The following is a 17,330-nucleotide window of genomic DNA, read 5'->3' as shown; positions in this document are numbered from 1 at the left end:
GTTCGACATCGGGACGGGCGGTGCGCCCGGCTTCCCGCCGGCGGACCGCCGTGCGGAACGGCTCGGGCCATTGTCCCGCAGCGTCGCGGCTCCGCACGCCGTCGTGTGCCGTCCGGGTGGCCCCGGGTCCGCCATGATCGCCGGGCCGACCCGGTGTGGCGGGCGGCGACGCGGGGTATGCGCCCCGAAAGAGCCATGGTGAGGAGTCCCCGTGAGCAGCATCCAGCACTCGGTCGAGGTGGACGTCCCGGTGGCCACGGCCTACAACCAGTGGACCCAGTTCGAGACGTTCCCGCACTTCGCCGACTTCCTGCACCAGGTGCTCCAGCGCACGGACACCCAGGTGCACGGGACCATCGACGTGGAAGGACGACAGCACGTCTTCGAGATCGACCTCGTCGAGCAGCGGCCGGACGAGCGGATCGTCTGGCAGACGGCACACGGACCGGAGCACCGCGCGGTCGTCACCTTCGACGCGCTGGACGACCGGCACAGCAGGGTGACGGTCGGGACGTCGGTGCCCGAGGCGGCACGGGAGACCGCCGGGCGGCTCGTCGAACGCGGCCTCGCCGGGTTCAAGCGGTACGTCGAGAGCCGCGGCCGCGAGTCGGGCGCGTGGCGGGGGTCCATCACGTCGTCGTCCACCCCGGGCGGCACCGCCCTGCCACGCGTGTCCTACGGGCCGCCGCGGTGAATGGCACATCGCCTGCGTTGAGCGCAGGTGATGTGCCATTCACTGCCCGGCGGCGGGGCTAGAGCCAGCCCTGCCCCAGGGAACCCAGGTGCCGGTCCAGCTCGCCCGCCCAGTCGACGCGCCCCACGGAGTCGTGGTCGACGCGCAGCACGTTGGTGATGTCCCGGCCGCTGCTGAGCAGGCCCGCCTTCTTGTCGGCCTCGATCACGACGTCCATCCCGTCGCCCGCGGCGACGAACGTCAGCTCCAGCTGCGACAGCCGCCGGTACCGGGGCGAGCCCGCGAACTCGATCTCCTGGAAGAACGGCAGGGTCTGCCGGGTCCCCCGCAGGTGGCCCGCCTCGACGTCGGCCGACCGCAGCCGGAAACCGAGCTGTTCCACGGCGTCCAGCAGCTCCTGCTGGGCGGGGAGCGCGGTGATCGCGACCGGGTCGGAGTCCGTGGGGTCGACCGCGCCGCGGATGTCCAGCACCGTGCGGACGGACACGGCCGCGCCGGGCAGCGGCCGGTCCCGGTGGTGCGTGATCGGGGTCTCCCACGGGACGGGCAGGCGGAACGGCAGCTCGACCGTCCGCCCGGCGGCCAGCGCCACCTCACCGGCCACCGCGGTCCGGCCGAAGCCCCGGTTGAGGTTCACCTCCTTGTCGTCGACCTCGTGCTCGACCCGGGTCACGAACTCCACGTGCACGCCCTGCACGTCCTGCTCCACCTCGGCGCCACGCAACCGGATCACGCCCTCGACCACACCACCGGGCGGGACGGACGTGGTGTGCAGCTCGGTCTCGACTTCGGCTCCGCCGATGCCCACGGCGGCAAGGATCTTCTTGAACACGATCACGGACCCTAGTGCCCCCGGCCCCGGCGGGGACCAACTTTCCGGTAACGCCGGGCCGCGGGCGGCTACGTCATTCGTCGTACGCGGACCTGCCCGGCGCGCACCGGCTCGTCGCCGAGCTGGTCAGCTTCGGCGCCCTCGAACGCGGGCACGGCGGCCGTTACCGCGTGGGGCCGCGGCTGCTGGAACTGTCGGCACTCGCCTACCGCCGGCGACCGGCCCGGCCCGCCACGATCCCTGCCGCGCCCCCGGCGAGCACGGCGAGCACCACGGCCCGTCGCGGGTCGCGCCCGCGCGGCGGCGGCTCGGCGCCCGCCTGGAGCGAAGCCCGCCAGGCGACCGGCCGGTCCGCCAGCAACCGCCGGTACTGCTCGTCGAGAATCCGGACGAACCTGTGGTGCGCCCTGCCGCCGGCCGACGCCATCCGGGCGGCACCGAACCGGCGCCAGTACTCCCGTCCCTCCGCCCCGGGGAACAGCCGGTGGGCGTTCGCTCGGAGGGTGCCCTCCGAACGATCCCCGGCCAGGTAGATCATCTCCCAGAACGAGATGATGAGGTTGATGTACATCGACCGCTGTGCCCGCTCGTGCGTGGCATGCTGATGCGGACCCCAGCACTCGAAGTATTTCGGATCGTCCATCGCCATCTTGAGCAGTTCGTGGTGAAACGTTCTGGCGCTGTCGCTGCGGTTGATCCTGACCTCGCGGTACTGCAGGAGAATCGTGCCGACGACTCCCGCGACCGCGAACACCGAGATCAGCGCCGAGGTCGGCCCGTACGTCTCGCCGATCGCGCTGAGCCTGTCCCAGTCCACGCCGTCGATGCCGGCGAGGCCGCGGAACGCGAGCGGCGACAAGGCGACGGCGGCGACGGCGAGGACGATCAGCAGGGCGACGAGAAGCCCCGGCGCGGATCTCCGGAGCAACCCGCTCGCCCGTCGCGACCCGCGCATGACACCGTCCAGACAGCCGCCACGGTTTCCGGTCCGGCCGCAGACCAGGGACACCCGCCCAGGGACACGCCGAGGTTCGACGGCGATCACCCGCACAGAGCAACGGGGCCGGTTCCGCACGGCGCCGTCGCGTGGCCGCGGGACCGGATGCGGCGAGCGGGTGTGCCAGGATGGGCCGCGTGAGCCCGGTTCCAGGACGCCCCGCGTCACCCGCCGATCCGGACCGGGCCAACGACTACGACAGCGTCGCCGTGGCCTACGCGGCCGCGAACGAGACCGGCATCGACAACGCCTACCACGAGCGGCCCGCGATGCTCGAACTCGCCGGTGAGGTGGCCGGACGGCGCATCCTCGACGCGGGCTGCGGCGCGGGCGCCCTGGCCGCGGCGCTGCGCGACCGAGGTGCCGTCGTGACCGGCATCGACGCGAGCGCCGGGATGCTCGAGCTCGCCCGGCGGCGGCTCGGCGCCGACGCGGACCTGCGGGTCGCCGACCTGGCCCGCCCGCTGCCCTTCCCCGACGGCGCGTTCGACGACGTCGTCGCGTCCCTGGTGCTGCACTACCTGGAGGACTGGGGACCGGTCCTCACCGAACTGCGGCGCGTGCTGGCCCCGGGCGGCCGGTTGCTCGTGTCGGTCGACCACCCGTTCGCGGTCCACGCGATCCAGCGCGGGGCCGGGCACGCCACTCAGTACTTCGAGACCTACCGCTGGACCGAGGAGTGGACCCTGGGCGGCCGGACCGTCCGGATGAGCTTCTGGAACCGGCCGCTGCACGCGATGACCGACGCGTTCACCGCGGCCGGCTTCCGCCTCTCCGTCGTCAGCGAGCCGCGGCCCGTGCCTGCCGCCCGCGCGCTGTTCCCCGAGGAGTACCGCGCGCTCACGAGGAACCCGAGCTTCCTGTTCTTCGTCCTGCACACCGGCTGACCCCTGTCCTGAGTGGCTCGTCACTGGCGCTTTTCGTCAGTAACGAGCCACTCAGGACACCCGGCGGCGCGCCACCCACCCTTCCGGAAGCTCCCCAATGCCACATTGGGTGCGTCACGCGCACCCAATGCGGCATTCGGTGCGTTGAACGCCACCAATGCCACATTGGGGAGCTCCGGGAGCGCGCCGGGAGCGAGGGGACCGGCCTACCGGCGCCGCCTGCCCGCGGTCTCGCGTTCGCGGCGGACGGTCGGCCGTTTGCCCTTGATGGTGCTGCGGCTCAGGGCCGCGATCACCTCGTCGGCCGCCGCCTCGGGCACCTCGACGAGCGAGAAGCGCTCGGCGATCTCGATGGCGCCGATGTCCCGGCCACGCAGCCGCGACTCCCCGGCGATCGCGCCGACGAGGTCCTGCGGCCGGATCCCGTTGCCGCGGCCGGCGCCGATGAACAGCCGGGCCACCCCGCCGTCCGGCTCCCGGCCGCGGCGGGCGGCGCGCCCGCCCGCCTGCCCGCGCTCGGCCCCGCGCCGGCCGGTCACCGGGGCGATCTCGGGGATGTCCTGGTCGTCGGCCTCGACGCCGGTGGACTCGTGGGCCACCCGCACCGCCGCAAGCGCCACCTCCATGAGGTCGAACTCGTCGGTGAGCGGTTCCACGACGGCGCGGAAGCGGTCCAGGTCGCCGGCGAGCAGGCTCTCCCGCACCGCGGCCCTGGTCAGTTCGAGGCGCCGCGCCCGCAGGTCGGCGACGGTGGGCACCTTCTCCACCGCGACCCGCTGCCCGGTCACCCGCTCGATCGCCTTGATCATGCGGTGCTCGCGCGGCTCCACCAGGGTGATCGCCACGCCTTCGCGGCCCGCCCTGCCGACCCGCCCGATGCGGTGGACGTACGCCTCGACCGCCGACGGCACGCTGTAGTTGACGACGTGGGTGAGCTGCTCGACATCCAGTCCCCGCGCCGCGACGTCCGTGGCGACAAGCAGGTTGACGGCGCCGCCGCGCAGCCGTCCCATGACCCGGCCGCGGTGTTCCTGGCTCATCCCGCCGTGCAGTGCCTCGGCCTGGTGGCCGCGCCCGGCGAGGATCTCGGTGAGCTCGTCCACCTCGCCCCGGGTGCGGCAGAAGACGATCGCCGCCGTGGGCGCCTCCAGGTCCAGCACCCGGCCGAGGGCCGCGGGTTTGTGCGCGCGGCTCACCAGGTAGGCGCTCTGCCGCACGAGCGGCGCCGTGCCCTCGGCGGCCGCCGCGGCGCCCATCCGGATCCGCACGGGATCCCGCAGGTGCCGCCGGGCGATCCCGTCGACCCTGGCCGGCATGGTCGCCGAGAACAACACCGTCTGCCGCTGCTCGCCGGTCTCCTCGAGGATCGCGTCGATGTCCTCGACGAAGCCCATGTCGAGCATCTCGTCCGCCTCGTCCAGCACGACGGTGTGCACCTCGCCCAGGCGCAGCGTTCCCCGGCTGAGGTGGTCGAGCGCCCGGCCCGGGGTGGCGACCACGACGTCGACGCCGCGGTCGAGCGCCTGCAGCTGCCTGCCGATCGGCTGTCCGCCGTAGATCGGCAGCACGCGCGCGCCCAGCTCGCGCCCGTACCGGTGGAACGCCTGCGCGACCTGGACGGCCAGCTCGCGGGTGGGCACGAGGACCAGTGCGGCGGGCCCGGCTCCCCGCGCGCCGTCGGTCCACCGCTGCAGCACCGGCAGCGCGAACGCCGCCGTCTTCCCGGTCCCGGTCGCGGCCTGGCCGAGCAGGTCGCGGCCCTCCAGCAGCGGCGGGACCGCCTCCCGCTGGATGGGGGTCGGCTCCTCGTAGCCGAGTCCGGCCAATGCCCGCAGCAGCTCGGGCCGCAGCCCCAGCTCGGCGAAGCCGACCGGGTCGGAGAGCTCGGCGGGGTCGGCGGGGGTGGTCGGGCTCATCGGTTTCCTCGTCTCGGGCCGAGTGGGCGGCGTGCCTCGCGTACCACGTCGGCCGCGGACGGAAACGGCTCCCGGAATCCGTTCCGGCCGCCCAGCGTACGTGGTCCCGCAGAACCGCCCGGCCCCCCGGTCCGCTCCGGTGCGTGATCGACGTGATTGACACCAGCCCGATCGGGTGACAGGATTCTCCGCAATCCGCTGGAAACGTTTCCAACCGGTTCCACTCGCTGGTTTGGAAACGTTTCCAGTACCGGCCCCGCCCGGGCCGCCGCGAACGACACGGAGGGACGATGACGTCGACACGCGCCACGCTCATGCAGGTGGCCGAGCGCGCGGGGGTGTCGCTGGCCTCCACCTCCCGCGCCCTGCACGGGACGGGCGCGAGCAAGGCGATGGTCGAGCGGGTCCGGGCGGCGGCCGCCGAACTCGGCTACAGCGCCGACGCCATCGGTCGCTCGCTGCGCATGAAGAAGACCTCCCAGATCGCGTTCGCGGTCGCGGACATCGGCAACCCGGTCTACGTCGAGATGATGCGTGGCATCCACGAGGTGCTCGCCCCGCACGGCTACCGGGTGGTGGTCATGACCACCGGCGACACCGCCACCTCCGCCACGGAACTGGTGCGCAGCCTCAACAGCGGCTTCGTCGACGGCATGATCCTCATCCCGCTGCGCACCGACGACCGGCTGATCACCGAGATCCGGCGGGCGCCGGTGCCCGTCGTGGTGATCGGCCGGGCACTGAGTGAGCACGGCGTCAGCTCGGTGTCCACCGACTCGGCGGCCGGGATCGGCCAGGCGGTCCGGCACGTGCGCTCCCGGGGCCGCCGCCGCATCGGGTTCCTCAACGGCCCGCTCGACACGACGCCGGGTGCGGCCCGGCAGCGTGGTTTCGACGCGGCCGTCCGGGCCGACGGGTTTACCGCCGACCGCGTCGAGACGGAGGTCGCCGACGACTTCACCGTGGCCGCAGGCCTGGCCGCGGCCCGGCGGCTGTTCTCCCGCGGGGCCGGGCGGGCGGAGCGGCTCGACGCCGTCGTGGCGGCGAACGACCTGCTCGCCATCGGTGCGATCCGCGCCGCGCGCGAGGCCGGGTTGTCGGTGCCGGACGACGTGGCCGTCACCGGCATGGACGACACCGAGCTCGGCCGCGTGTTCCTGCCGAGCCTGACGAGCGTGTCCCTCGGGTCGGCCGAACGCGGGCACGCCGCGGCCGGGCTCATGCTCGGCCTCACCGACGATCCGGACCAGCCCGCGCGCCAGGTCGCCGTCGGTCCCGAGCTGATCGCCCGGGAGTCCACAGCGGACGGATCACCGCGATGAGCACGCCGTCGCTGACCACGCGGTCCACTCCGGACTCACCCGTCACCCCGCCGGGCCGGGGACCCGCGCGCCGCGCGCGGAGCGCGCGCGTGCGCGCCCGGCGGCGGGAGGCCATCGCACTGGTGCTGCCGTCGCTGATCCCGATCCTGGTGCTCAGCGTCGCGCCGCTCGTCGTCGGCATCGCGCTCGCCTTCACCGACGCGCGCCTGGTCCGCCGTCCCGACTACGACGTGGTGGGGCTGGAGAACTTCGGCCGCCTCACCGACAACCCCCTGTTCTGGGAGTCGCTGCGGATCGGCATGATCTGGACGGTCAGCGTGACCCTGCTCCAGCTCGTGGCGGCGATGGGCCTGGCCCTGCTGCTCAACTCGGGTCTGCGGCTGCAGGGCCTGACCCGGGTGCTCGCCCTCGTGCCGTGGGCGATGCCGCCCGTGGTCGTGGCGATCATGTGGCAGATGATCTACTCGGCCAACGGCGGCCCGCTCAACGCGGTGCTGGACACCGTCGGCCTGCCCGGCGACGTCAACTGGCTCGGCAACTTCTCGACCGCGCTGCCCGCCGTCATCCTCGTCGGGGTCTGGGTCGGGATGCCGCAGACAACGGTCACGCTGCTGGCCGGGCTGCAGCAGATCCCCGCGGAACTGCACGAGGCGGCCGCGGTGGACGGCGCCGGAGCCTGGCGCCGGTTCACGGCCGTCACCTGGCCCAGCCTGCGCCCGATCGCCACGTCGATCACGTCGCTGAACTTCATCTGGAACTTCAACTCGTTCGCCCTGGTCTACGTCCTCACCGAGGGCGGCCCCGGCGGCCGGACGATGGTGCCGGTGCTGTTCGTCTACCTGGAGGCGTTCAAGAACCGCAACCTCGGCTACGCCGCGGCGATGGGCGTCGTGCTCGTCCTCGTCATCGTGACCGTCCTCGCCCTGTACCTGCGGTCGCAGTTCCGCCACGACAGCACCGAGAAAGCGCGGTGAGTGATGCGTGCCCTGACCCGCCCCGCCCGGTACCTGGCGCTCGCCGCGTACCTGTTCTTCCTCGGCTTCCCGCTGCTGTGGCTGATCTCGGCGTCGGTGAAGTCCTCCGCGGAGCTCAACTCGCTGTCGGTCAGCCTGCTGCCGGACCAGTGGCACTGGGAGAACTACACGCAGGCGCTGGAACGGCAGGGCATCGTGCGTTCCGCGGGGAACAGCCTCGTCGTGGCACTCGTGTCCACCGCGCTGGTCATCGTGATCGCGCTGCCGGCGTCCTATGTGCTCGCCCGGATGCGCGGGAAGGTCCGGCTGGCCGGGATCTCCTGGATCCTGGTCAGCCAGGTGTTCCCCGTCGTCCTGGTGATCCTGCCGCTGTTCCTCATCCTGCGCACGCTCGGCCTGGCCGACAGCCTGACCGGGCTGACGCTCGTGCACACCACCTACATGCTGCCGTTCGCCCTGTGGATGCTGCAGGGCTACGTCTCGGCGGTGCCGGTCGAACTGGAGGAGGCCGGGGCGATGGACGGCGCGAGCCGGTTCACCGTGCTGCGCACGATCGTGTTCCCCCTGCTGGCGCCCGGCATCGTCGCGACGGCGATGTTCGGCTTCGTCGCCTCGTGGAACGAGTTCTTCTTCGCGCTCGTCCTGCTGCAGTCGCCGGAGAACTACACCCTGCCGATCACCCTGAAGATGTTCGTCGGCGGCGAGGGCAAGGTCGCGCTCGGGCCGCTCGCGGCCGGCGCGGTCCTCGCCGCGATCCCCAGCATCGTCTTCTTCTCCCTCCTCCGCCGGAAGCTCACCAGCGGGCTCATGGCCGGAGCGGTGAAGGGATGACCCGCACCACCCCAACCGTGAAAGGTCGACAATGAAGTCTCCACGCACGTTGCTCACCGCCTGCGCCCTGACCACCGGCCTGCTCCTGACCGCCTGCGGCGGGGGCGGGGAGGGCGGCGGCTCGGGCCCGGTCACCCTGACCTTCCAGTCGCTGTCGGACCAGCCCGCCGCGATCGAGGCGACACAGAAGATCGTCGACGAGTGGAACCGCGAGCACCCCGACGTGCGGGTGGAGATCGTGCCCGCCGGCTGGGACGGCATCTACGACAAGCTCATCACCCAGTTCAACGGCGGCAGCGCGCCCGACATCGTCCACTACGAGGCGGCCGGGATCGTGCCGTTCGCCAAGGACGGCTACCTCGCCGACCTCACGCCGTACCTGTCGGAGGAGACCCGCGCGGACATCCCCGAGGGCATCCTCGACACGGTCACCGTCGACGGCAAGGTGATCGGCTACCCCACCGAGCTGCAGTCCTACATGGTCTTCGCGAACAAGACGATGCTGGAGGACGCGGGCGTCGAGATCCCGGCAGGCCCGACGATGACCTGGCAGCAGCTCCGCGACATCGCCAAGGCCACCACCGGGGACGGCCGGTACGGGCTCGGCTGGGGGCTGTCGAGCCCGACGGCGGCGTTCCTCGCCCTGGCACCCGGCTTCGGCGGCCAGTACTTCGAGGGCACCGGCGACAGCACGTCGATCACGGTCGGCGAGGCGGAGACCGCGCTGCCCGAGCTGGTGCACGCGATGGCCTACGAGGACGAGTCGATCATGCCGGTGACCCTGACCCAGTCGGGGTCCAAGACGCTCGCCCCCTTCTACGAGGGACAGATCGCCATGACCGTCCAGGGCTCGTACCAGGCGGCGAACATCGCACAGGACGCCCCGGAGGGCCTCGACTGGATCGTGCTGCCGCCGCTGGCGGGACCGGAGGGAGCCGCGCAGGCCACGAGCCCGCAGACGCTGTCGGTCAACGTCGACTCCGAGCACGTGGAGGAGTCCGCCGAGTTCCTCGAGTTCTTCACCAGCACCGAGAACCTCGCGGCGATCAACGAGGCCGACGCGCTCATCCCGCCGACGAGGTCCGCGCGGGAGGCGCTGGCCGACAAGCTCGGCTCGCAGCACGGCTGGGACGTGATCCTGTCCTCCGGCGAGCACCTGACCTCCGCCCCGTACCTGTTCGTCGACAAGTACGCGCAGTGGAAGGACACCGTCGCCACCCCGGCGTTCCAGCGTTTCCTGGGGCGGGAGACCGATGCCACCGGGCTGGCGCGGGAGCTGCAGGACGGCTGGAAGAGCATCGCGAACTGAGGCCGGGCCGGGCCGGCGGCGCGTCCGTCACCGGCCCGCCCCGGCACGCACGCACGCGCGGGCGGCCCGCCCGCGCCCGACACGGAAGGGACCTGATCCGGTGACCTGGCTGGAGGACCGTGCGGTGGCGGTGATCACCGGCGCGGCGGTGGGGGACGCCCTCGGTGGGGCCACGGAGGGGTGGACACCGGAACAGATCGAGCAGCGGCACGGCGGCCGGGTGACCGGCATCGTCGGGCCGTGGTACCCGAACTGGCGCGACGCCCGCCCGATCGCCCCGTACCACAAGGGCGACGGGCACATCACCGACGACACCCTGATGACCCGGGCGATCGTCGAGGTGTACGCGAAGCGGCGCGCCCACCTGGACGCCTACGCGATGGCCGAGGACCTGGTGCCCCTCATGATGGGCGAGCCCCGCTGGGTGCCCGAGCTGGAGTCCACCGCCCTGCTGCTGCAGCGGGTCTTCCTCGCGGAGAAGTGGATCGTCACGCGGCTCCACTACGGGCACGCCGACCCGCGCGAGGCCGGGGTGGGCAACGTCGTCAACTGCGGCGCGGCCATGTACGTCGCTCCGGTCGGGATCGCCAACGCGGGAGACCCCGGCGGGGCCTACGCCGAGGCGATCGACCTCACCGGCGCGCACCAGTCGAGCTACGGCCGCGAGGCCGCGGGGGTGCTGGCCGCCATGGTCGCCGCCGCGGTCGCTCCCGGCGCGACCCTGGCCGACGTGACCGACGCGGGCCTCCGGGTCGCCCACGACGGGACGGCGGCGGCGCTGGGCGCCGTGGCCCGCGAGTTCGCCGACGGCGTGCCGCCGCGCACCGACGACGAGGAGCGGGAGCTGGCGCGCCGCGTCCGCGAGACCGTCGCCCCGTTCGACTCGGTCGGCCCGCACTACCGGGAGATGTCGCTGGACGCCCGGCGGCCCTCCCGGACCAAGTCGATCGAGGAGCTGCCCGCCGCGCTGGGGTTCGTGCTCGGCCACCGGGGCGACTACCGCGGCGCGGTGCTGGCCGCGGTGAACTACGGCCGGGACGCCGACTCGATCGCCTCCATGGCCGGTGCGCTCTGCGCCGGGCTCGGCGGGGCCGCCGCGGTGCCCGCCGAGTGGCTCGCCGCGGTCAGCGAGGCCAGCCGGATGGACCTGCGCGAGACCGGGCTGCTCATGGCCTCGGCCGCGGCCGACATCCTGCGCGCCGACCGGGAGCGGGCACTCGCCCGTGCCGCCGCGCTGGACGCGCTGACCGCCCCCGGCGCCGTGCCGATCGGAGGCCCGGCATGAGGCTCACCTGGGCGCGGCCCGAGGACCTGCTCGCGCACGAGCTGGTGCAGTCCGCCGCCGAGGGCAGGGACGTGGCGGACGTGCGCGCACGGTGGGTGGCCGCGGGCGGCGACCCGGTGCCCCCGGCCGGCGGCGCGGGCCCGCACCCGGCGCCCCCGGAACTGCGGTCGCTGGCGCGGGCGCTGCTCGACGAGCTGGCGGCACTGCCCGCCCCGTCGGCGCCGGACGAGCCGGACGGCTGGGACGCCCTCGCCGCGCGGCTCGCCCCTCCCCCCGACCTGCCCCGGACCGGGCGGGACCGGGCCCTCGGCGCGTGGACCGGCCGCGCGGCCGGGTGCCTGCTCGGCAAGCCGGTGGAGAAGATCCCGAGGGAGGGCATCGAGGAGATCCTGCGGGCGACCGGCCGGTGGCCGCTGGACCGGTACTTCACCGCGGTCGGCCTGCCCGCCGAGGTCGCGGCCCGCTGGCCGTGGAACCGGCGCTCGGCGGCCACCTCGCTGGAGGAGAACATCGCCGGGATGCCCGAGGACGACGACCTCAACTACCCGATCCTCGCGCTCACCCTGCTCGAACGGCACGGCCGGGACTTCGGCACCGACGACGTGGGCCTGCTGTGGCTCGACACCCTGCCCGCGGGCCGGGTGTTCACCGCCGAGCGCGCCGCGTACCGCAACCTGCTCGACGCCAGGCCCGTGCCCGAGACCGCGACCCACCACAACCCGTTCCGGGAGTGGATCGGCGCGCTCATCCGGGCCGACGTGTACGGCTGGGTGTCGCCGGGCGATGTGCGCACCGCCGCCAGGCTGGCGTGGACGGACGCCCGGCTGAGCCACACCCGCGACGGGATCCACGGCGCGATGTGGGCGGCGGCGCTCGCGGCGGCGGCGATGGTGTGCGACACCGTCGACGAGGTGCTCGACGCCGCGGACACGGTCGTCCCGCCGGGCAGCGGGCTCGCCCACGCCGTCCGGTCCGGCCGCGAGGCGGCCGCCGGGCCGGACGTGCGCGACGGGCTCGACCGCCTGCACGCCGAGTTCGGGCACCTGCACTGGGTGCACGTGCTGAACAACGCGGCGGTCATCGCCTACGCGCTGGCGCGGGGCGGCGGGGAGTTCGGGCCGAGCGTGTCGATCGCGGTGACGGCGGGCTGGGACACCGACTCGGCGGCGGCGACGGTGGGCGGCGTCGTCGGTGCCCTGCGCGGCGCCGAGGGCATCGGTGAGCGCTGGACCGCACCGCTCGCCGGGCGGATCGCGACCTCGCTGCCCGGCGGGGAGCAGTCCATCGCGGACCTCGCCGCCCGCACCACCGCGCTCGCGGCGGGACGGGAGGAGCCGTGACGGGGCGGGGCCGGGTGGTGGTGGCCGGATCGGCGAACGTCGACCTCGTCGTCGACGTTCCCCGGCCACCACGAGCCGGGGAGACGATCCTCGGCGGGGACCTGCGCCGCAGTCCCGGCGGCAAGGGCGCGAACCAGGCGGTGGCGGCGGCGCGCGCCGGCGGCGCGGACACCACGTTCCTCGGCACCCTGGGCGACGACGAGCCCGCGGGCCTGCTGCTCGCCTCGCTCGACGGGGCCGGGGTCCGCACCGACCTCGTCGAGCACGTGAGCGTCCCCACCGGCACCGCGTTCATCACCGTCTCCCCCGGCGGGGAGAACACGATCGTCGTCGCTCCCGGCGCCAACGCCCGCCTGCGGCTCGGAGCCCGGCACGGGGACCGGATCGCCGCCGCCGACGTGGTGCTCACCCAGCTGGAGGTGCCGCTCGACGTGGTGCGCGCGGCCGCGGCCGCGCGGCGGCCCGGTGCGCTGCTGGCGCTCAACGCCGCCCCGTCCCGGCGGCTGCCGCGCGACGTGTGGGACACGGTCGACCTGCTCATCGTCAACGAGCACGAGGCCGCCGAGCTCGCGGGGGACACCGCGGGACCGGACACGCTCGCCCGCGCGCTGCGGGAACGCGTGCCCGCCGTCGTGATCACCCTCGGCCGGCAGGGGTGCCTCGTCGCCGAGGGCGACCGCGCCCCGCTGCACATCCCCGGGGTCCCGGTCGAGGCCGTCGACACCACGGGCGCGGGCGACACCTTCTGCGGAGCCCTCTGCGCGGCGCTGGCCAGGGCGCTGCCGCTGCCGGAGGCCGCCCGGCTGGCGGGCGCGGCCGCCGCGCTGGCCGTGACCCGGCCCGGTGCCCAGGCGGCCGTTCCCACCGCCGACGAGGTGGCGGCCTTCGCCGCCGGAGGAAACGCACGATGACGTACACGTTCGACCCGCTCGTCCCCCGGCCGATCGACCGGCCGACCGAGGTGCCGCTGGGCGGCCCGCCGGACGAGGGCACGCTCGCCGCGCTGGACGAGGCGAAGATCTTCGCCGGGCCGCCCGACCCCGCCGACCGGCCCGCGTGGCGGGAACGCCTGCACGCGTGGCGCGCCGACGCCCGGCACCGCCACGGTTACACCGGGGCCGCCTACGACCGCCCCGAGGCGGCGTGGGCGGCGGGCTGCCACGCGGTCGCCCAGGTGTGGCTGTGGGACGAACTGCTCTACTCGTTCTCCGAGCGGCGGTTCACACCGGAGCGTTTCCTCGCCGACGCGCGGGAACGCTTCGGCGGGCTCGACGCGGTCGTGCTGTGGCACGCCTACCCGGTGATCGGCCTGGACGACCGCAACCAGTGGGACTTCTACCGCGACGTGCCGGGCCTGGCCGGGCTCGTCGGGGCGCTGCACGACGCGGGCCTGCGCGTGTTCGTCGACTACAACCCGTGGGACACCGGCACGCGGCGCGGCGCGGACGACGCCACCGAACTGGCCGCGCTCGTCGCCTGGCTCGGCGCCGACGGCGTCTTCCTCGACACCCTCAAGAAGGCCGAGCCGGAGCTCGTCGACCGGCTGGAACGGGCCCGGCCCGGGATCGTGCTGGAGGGCGAGTCGAAGCTGCCCGTCGAGCGGATCGAGGACCACTCGTGCTCGTGGGCACAGTTCTTCGCCGACTCGCCCGTGCCGGGGGTGCTGCGCGCGCACTGGTACGAGCGGCGGCACCTGCAGCACCACGTGCGCCGCTGGCACCGCGACCACACCGAGGAGCTGCAGTCGGCGTGGCTCAACGGCGTCGGCGTGATGGTGTGGGAGGTCGTGTTCGGGGTGTGGGTGGGCTGGTCCCGGCGCGACGCCGCGACCGTGCGCCGCATGGTGACCGTCCAGCGCGCGGCGGGCGAGCTGCTGCGCGACGGCACGTGGACGCCGCTCACGGAGCTCCACGAGGACGCGGAGGCGGCCGGGGTGTACGCCTCCCGCTGGGAGCTGGACGGCCGGACACTGTGGACGATCGTCAACCGCGGCGCGGACGACTACACCGGGCCCGTGCTCGCCTCCGGTGGCGAGGGCACGCTGGTCGACCTGTTCGCGGGCGGCCCCGCGGGGGAACGCGTCACCGTGCCCGGGCGCGGCATCGCCGCGCTGCTGCGGCTCGCCCCGGGCGTCGCCGAGCCCGGCTGGCTGCCCGCGCTGCTGCGCACGCTGCCCGGCCTGCCGCACGACCCGGACGCGCGCTTCCCGCACCGCGTCGCGGTCCGCGAGCGGCCCGGCCCGGCGGCCGGTGCGCCGGAGCCGGACGCGGTCGTCGTGCCCGCGGGCCCGTACGTGCTCACGGTGCGCTACCGGGCCCGGGAGACGGGCATGTACCAGGGAGCGCCCTATGTGGACGAGTGGAAGCCGCTGCCGCCCCGGCTGCACGACGCCAGGACGCTGCAACGCGACGGTGAGCTCGCCGCGCCCGTCGCGGTCGGCGCGAGCGAGGTGACCAACGCGCGGTTCGCGGAGTTCCTCGCGGCGACCGGCTACCGGCCCGCCGAGCCGCACCGGTTCCTCAAGCACTGGGTGGACGGCCACCCGCCACCCGGCACGGCAGACGAGCCGGTGACCTTCGTGGACCTGGACGACGCGCGCGCCTACTGCGCGTGGCGCGGCGGCAGGCTGCCGACCGAGGACGAGTGGCAGCTCGCCGGGGAGACCGGCCTGCTGCGGCGCGGCGAACCCGCCGTGTGGAACTGGACCGAGAGCGAGCACTCCGACGGGCGGACCCGGTTCGCGATGCTCAAGGGCGGCTGCGACCACCGCGCCAAGGGCGCCGACTGGTACTTCGACGGCGGCAGGCGGGCCCCGGACTTCAGCGCCAAGCTGCTCCTGCCGGGACTCGGTCTCGCCCGCGGCGCGACCGTCGGCTTCCGGTGTGCCTGGGACGTGCCGGAGGTGCCGCGGTGACCGTCTCCCGGGACCCCTCGGCGGGGGCGCTGGCCGGGTTGCGGGTCGTGGACGCGGCCACCCTGTTCGCCGGGCCGATGGCGGCGACCCACCTCGGCGACCTGGGCGCCGATGTGATCAAGGTCGAGCACCCCCGCAGGCCCGACCCCGCGCGCACGCACGGCGCCGCCAAGGACGGCGTCAACCTGTGGTGGAAGACGCTGGGCCGGAACAAGCGCACCGTCACCGCCGACCTCGGCAGCGACGGCGGCCGCGCCGTGTTCCGCGCGCTCGCCGCGACCGCCGACGTGGTGATCGAGAACTTCCGGCCGGGCACGCTCGAACGGTGGGGCCTCGGCTACGACGTGCTGTCGGCGGACAACCCCGGACTCGTGCTGGCCCGCGTCACCGGATTCGGGCAGATCGGCCCCTACCGGAGCAGGCCCGGCTTCGGCACCCTCGCCGAGGCGATGAGCGGATTCGCCGCGATGACCGGGGAGCCGGACGGCCCGCCGACGCTGCCGCCGTTCGGCCTCGCGGACGGCATCGCCTCGCTCGCCACCGCGTTCGCGATCACGGCCACACTGTCCACACGCGAGCGTACCGGCCAGGGCCAGGTGGTCGACGTGGCGATCGTCGAGCCGATCCTCGCGATGCTCGGCCCGCAGATCACCCGCTGGGACCAGCTGCGCACCGTCCAGCCGCGCACGGGCAACCGCTCCGCCAGCAACGCCCCGCGCAACACCTACCGCACCCGCGACGGGCACTGGGTCGCGGTGTCCACGTCGGCGCAGTCGATCGCCGAGCGGGTCGTGCGGCTCGTCGGCAGGCCCGACCTGGCCGAGCGGCCGTGGTTCGCGCACGGCGCCGACCGCGCCCGGCACGCCGACGAGCTGGACGAGGCCGTGGGCGGGTGGATCGCCCAGCGCACCCGGGACGAGGTCATGGCCGCCTTCGAGGAGGCGCAGGCCGCGGCCGCGCCGGTCTACGACGCCGCCGACATCGTGGCCGATCCGCAGTTCCGGGCACTCGGCACGATCCACGAGATCACCGACCCCGAGCTGGGACCCACCCTGATGCAGGGGCCGCTGTTCCGCCTGTCCGGCCACGACGGCGTCATCCGTTTCACCGGCCGCCCGCACGGCGCCGACACCGACGAGGTGCTCCGCGAGCTGGGGTTCAGCCCCGACCGCGTCGCCACGCTGCGCGCCGAGGGGGCGGTGTGACCCCTCCCCCGCTGACCCTGCTGTACGTGCCCGCCGACCGGCCGGACCGGGTCCGCAAGGCGCTCGCGTCGGCCGCGGACGTGGTGCTCGTGGACCTGGAGGACGCCGTCGCGCCGGCGCGGAAGGACGAGGCCCGCGCGGCCGCGGCGCGGCTGCTCGCCGACGCGCGGCGCCCGGTGCAGGTGCGGATCAACCCGCCGGGCACCCCGTGGCACGACGACGACGTCGCCGCGGTGGCGGGCCTGCCCGGAGCCGTGGGCGCCCGCGTGCCCAAGATCGAGACTCCCGGCGCGGTCACGGCGCTCGCGGCCGCGCTGCCGGGGCGCGCGCTGCACCCGCTGATCGAGTCGGCGCTCGGTGTCGAGCACGCGCTGGCGATCGCGACCGCCTCGCCGCAGGTCGCCTCGATCGGGCTGGGCGAGGCCGACCTGCGCTCCGATCTCGGCGTCGACGACGAGGCCGGGCTGGGATGGGCCCGCAGCCGGGTGGTGGTCGCGGCGCGCGCCGCCCGCCTGCCGCCGCCCGCCATGTCCGCCTACCCGCACGTGCGGGACATCGAGGGGCTCGTGGCGTCGTGCCGCGCCGGGAAGGCGCTCGGCTTCCTCGGCCGCACCGCGATCCATCCCGCGCAGCTGGACCCGATCCGGGCGGCGTTCCTGCCCACGGCCGACGAGGTGGCGCGGGCGCGGGAGGTGGTCGCCCGGCTGGACGGCGCGCGGCGCGCCGGGACCGGGGCGCTCGTGCTGGCCGACGGCACCTTCCTCGACACGGCGATGCTGGAACGGGCCAACACCGTACTGGCGCTCGCCGGGGTTCAATGAACC

15 protein-coding genes are annotated in these 17,330 nt (G+C 74.4%); 12 read left to right on the top strand and 3 right to left on the bottom strand.

The features are described from left to right. The first annotated feature begins 211 nt into the window (after positions 1-211). Entirely contained in the window at positions 212-694 is a 483-nt protein-coding gene (locus tag B0I33_RS00250) for an SRPBCC family protein (protein WP_106176443.1), read from the top strand. 58 nt (positions 695-752) lie between these two features. Here the strand turns inward: B0I33_RS00250 and B0I33_RS00245 are convergent, their stop codons facing one another. Further along, positions 753-1,526, bottom strand: coding sequence for a sporulation protein (locus B0I33_RS00245; protein ID WP_106176960.1), 774 nt, complete (start codon positions 1,524-1,526; stop codon positions 753-755). A gap of 205 nt (positions 1,527-1,731) precedes the next feature. Continuing rightward, entirely contained in the window at positions 1,732-2,481 is a 750-nt protein-coding gene (locus B0I33_RS29790) for a DUF6082 family protein (RefSeq protein WP_181193125.1), read from the bottom strand. A gap of 170 nt (positions 2,482-2,651) precedes the next feature. Here B0I33_RS29790 and B0I33_RS00235 point away from each other — a divergent pair, with 170 nt between their 5' ends. After that, positions 2,652-3,410 (top strand): class I SAM-dependent methyltransferase, encoded by a 759-nt coding sequence (locus B0I33_RS00235; RefSeq protein WP_106176442.1) that lies wholly within the window; start codon positions 2,652-2,654, stop codon positions 3,408-3,410. Between the two features lie 206 nt (positions 3,411-3,616). On the opposite strand, the gene B0I33_RS00230 is transcribed toward B0I33_RS00235, so the two are convergent. Beyond that, positions 3,617-5,326 carry a DEAD/DEAH box helicase gene (locus B0I33_RS00230; protein WP_106176441.1) on the bottom strand — a complete coding sequence of 570 codons (1,710 nt, stop codon included), beginning with the start codon at positions 5,324-5,326 and terminating at the stop codon, positions 3,617-3,619. Between the two features lie 290 nt (positions 5,327-5,616). Between B0I33_RS00230 and B0I33_RS00225 the strand changes: the two genes are divergently transcribed. The 10 genes from B0I33_RS00225 to B0I33_RS00180 all read left to right on the top strand — a co-directional run bounded on the left by B0I33_RS00225 (position 5,617) and on the right by B0I33_RS00180 (position 17,327). Further along, entirely contained in the window at positions 5,617-6,648 is a 1,032-nt protein-coding gene (locus B0I33_RS00225; protein WP_106176440.1) for a LacI family DNA-binding transcriptional regulator, read from the top strand. Continuing rightward, positions 6,645-7,622: a carbohydrate ABC transporter permease gene (locus tag B0I33_RS00220; RefSeq protein WP_106176439.1), complete on the top strand. Its 978-nt coding sequence runs from the start codon at positions 6,645-6,647 to the stop codon at positions 7,620-7,622. The genes B0I33_RS00225 and B0I33_RS00220 overlap by 4 nt, the downstream gene beginning before the upstream one ends. A 3-nt stretch (positions 7,623-7,625) precedes the next feature. Beyond that, positions 7,626-8,453, top strand: a complete 828-nt coding sequence (locus B0I33_RS00215) for a carbohydrate ABC transporter permease (protein ID WP_106176959.1) — start codon at positions 7,626-7,628, stop codon at positions 8,451-8,453. Between the two features lie 31 nt (positions 8,454-8,484). Continuing rightward, a complete protein-coding gene (locus B0I33_RS00210) occupies positions 8,485-9,762 on the top strand; it encodes an ABC transporter substrate-binding protein (RefSeq protein WP_106176438.1) in 1,278 nt (425 codons plus the stop codon). Positions 9,763-9,862: 100 nt separating this feature from the next. Continuing rightward, positions 9,863-11,047 carry an ADP-ribosylglycohydrolase family protein gene (locus B0I33_RS00205; RefSeq protein WP_245900369.1) on the top strand — a complete coding sequence of 395 codons (1,185 nt, stop codon included), beginning with the start codon at positions 9,863-9,865 and terminating at the stop codon, positions 11,045-11,047. Then, positions 11,044-12,387: an ADP-ribosylglycohydrolase family protein gene (locus B0I33_RS00200; RefSeq protein WP_106176436.1), complete on the top strand. Its 1,344-nt coding sequence runs from the start codon at positions 11,044-11,046 to the stop codon at positions 12,385-12,387. The genes B0I33_RS00205 and B0I33_RS00200 overlap by 4 nt, the downstream gene beginning before the upstream one ends. Then, positions 12,384-13,298 carry a ribokinase gene (locus tag B0I33_RS00195; RefSeq protein ID WP_106176435.1) on the top strand — a complete coding sequence of 305 codons (915 nt, stop codon included), beginning with the start codon at positions 12,384-12,386 and terminating at the stop codon, positions 13,296-13,298. The genes B0I33_RS00200 and B0I33_RS00195 overlap by 4 nt, the downstream gene beginning before the upstream one ends. After that, positions 13,295-15,301 carry an SUMF1/EgtB/PvdO family nonheme iron enzyme gene (locus B0I33_RS00190; RefSeq protein ID WP_106176434.1) on the top strand — a complete coding sequence of 669 codons (2,007 nt, stop codon included), beginning with the start codon at positions 13,295-13,297 and terminating at the stop codon, positions 15,299-15,301. Before B0I33_RS00195 ends, B0I33_RS00190 begins: the two co-directional genes overlap by 4 nt. After that, positions 15,298-16,506, top strand: a complete 1,209-nt coding sequence (locus tag B0I33_RS00185) for a CaiB/BaiF CoA transferase family protein (RefSeq protein WP_106176433.1) — start codon at positions 15,298-15,300, stop codon at positions 16,504-16,506. Before B0I33_RS00190 ends, B0I33_RS00185 begins: the two co-directional genes overlap by 4 nt. Continuing rightward, entirely contained in the window at positions 16,503-17,327 is an 825-nt protein-coding gene (locus B0I33_RS00180) for an HpcH/HpaI aldolase/citrate lyase family protein (protein ID WP_106176432.1), read from the top strand. Before B0I33_RS00185 ends, B0I33_RS00180 begins: the two co-directional genes overlap by 4 nt. Positions 17,328-17,330 lie beyond the last annotated feature (3 nt).

The sequence above is a fragment of the Prauserella shujinwangii genome (assembly GCF_003001955.1).
GTDB lineage: Bacteria > Actinomycetota > Actinomycetes > Mycobacteriales > Pseudonocardiaceae > Qaidamihabitans > Qaidamihabitans shujinwangii.
Note: the sequence above shows the minus strand (reverse complement) of the source record. Positions and strands in the feature narration are given on the sequence as shown.

Bases quoted from the DNA above. Each gene is read 5' to 3' on its own strand.
- B0I33_RS00230 (WP_106176441.1), bottom strand. From the start codon at position 5,326: ATGAGCCCGACCACCCCCGCCGACCCCGCCGAGCTCTCCGACCCGGTC.
- B0I33_RS00235 (WP_106176442.1), top strand. From the start codon at position 2,652: ATGGGCCGCGTGAGCCCGGTTCCAGGACGCCCCGCGTCACCCGCCGAT.
- B0I33_RS00190 (WP_106176434.1), top strand. From the start codon at position 13,295: ATGACGTACACGTTCGACCCGCTCGTCCCCCGGCCGATCGACCGGCCG.
- B0I33_RS29790 (WP_181193125.1), bottom strand. From the start codon at position 2,481: ATGCGCGGGTCGCGACGGGCGAGCGGGTTGCTCCGGAGATCCGCGCCG.
- B0I33_RS00210 (WP_106176438.1), top strand. From the start codon at position 8,485: ATGAAGTCTCCACGCACGTTGCTCACCGCCTGCGCCCTGACCACCGGC.
- B0I33_RS00225 (WP_106176440.1), top strand. From the start codon at position 5,617: ATGACGTCGACACGCGCCACGCTCATGCAGGTGGCCGAGCGCGCGGGG.
- B0I33_RS00220 (WP_106176439.1), top strand. From the start codon at position 6,645: ATGAGCACGCCGTCGCTGACCACGCGGTCCACTCCGGACTCACCCGTC.
- B0I33_RS00215 (WP_106176959.1), top strand. From the start codon at position 7,626: ATGCGTGCCCTGACCCGCCCCGCCCGGTACCTGGCGCTCGCCGCGTAC.
- B0I33_RS00200 (WP_106176436.1), top strand. From the start codon at position 11,044: ATGAGGCTCACCTGGGCGCGGCCCGAGGACCTGCTCGCGCACGAGCTG.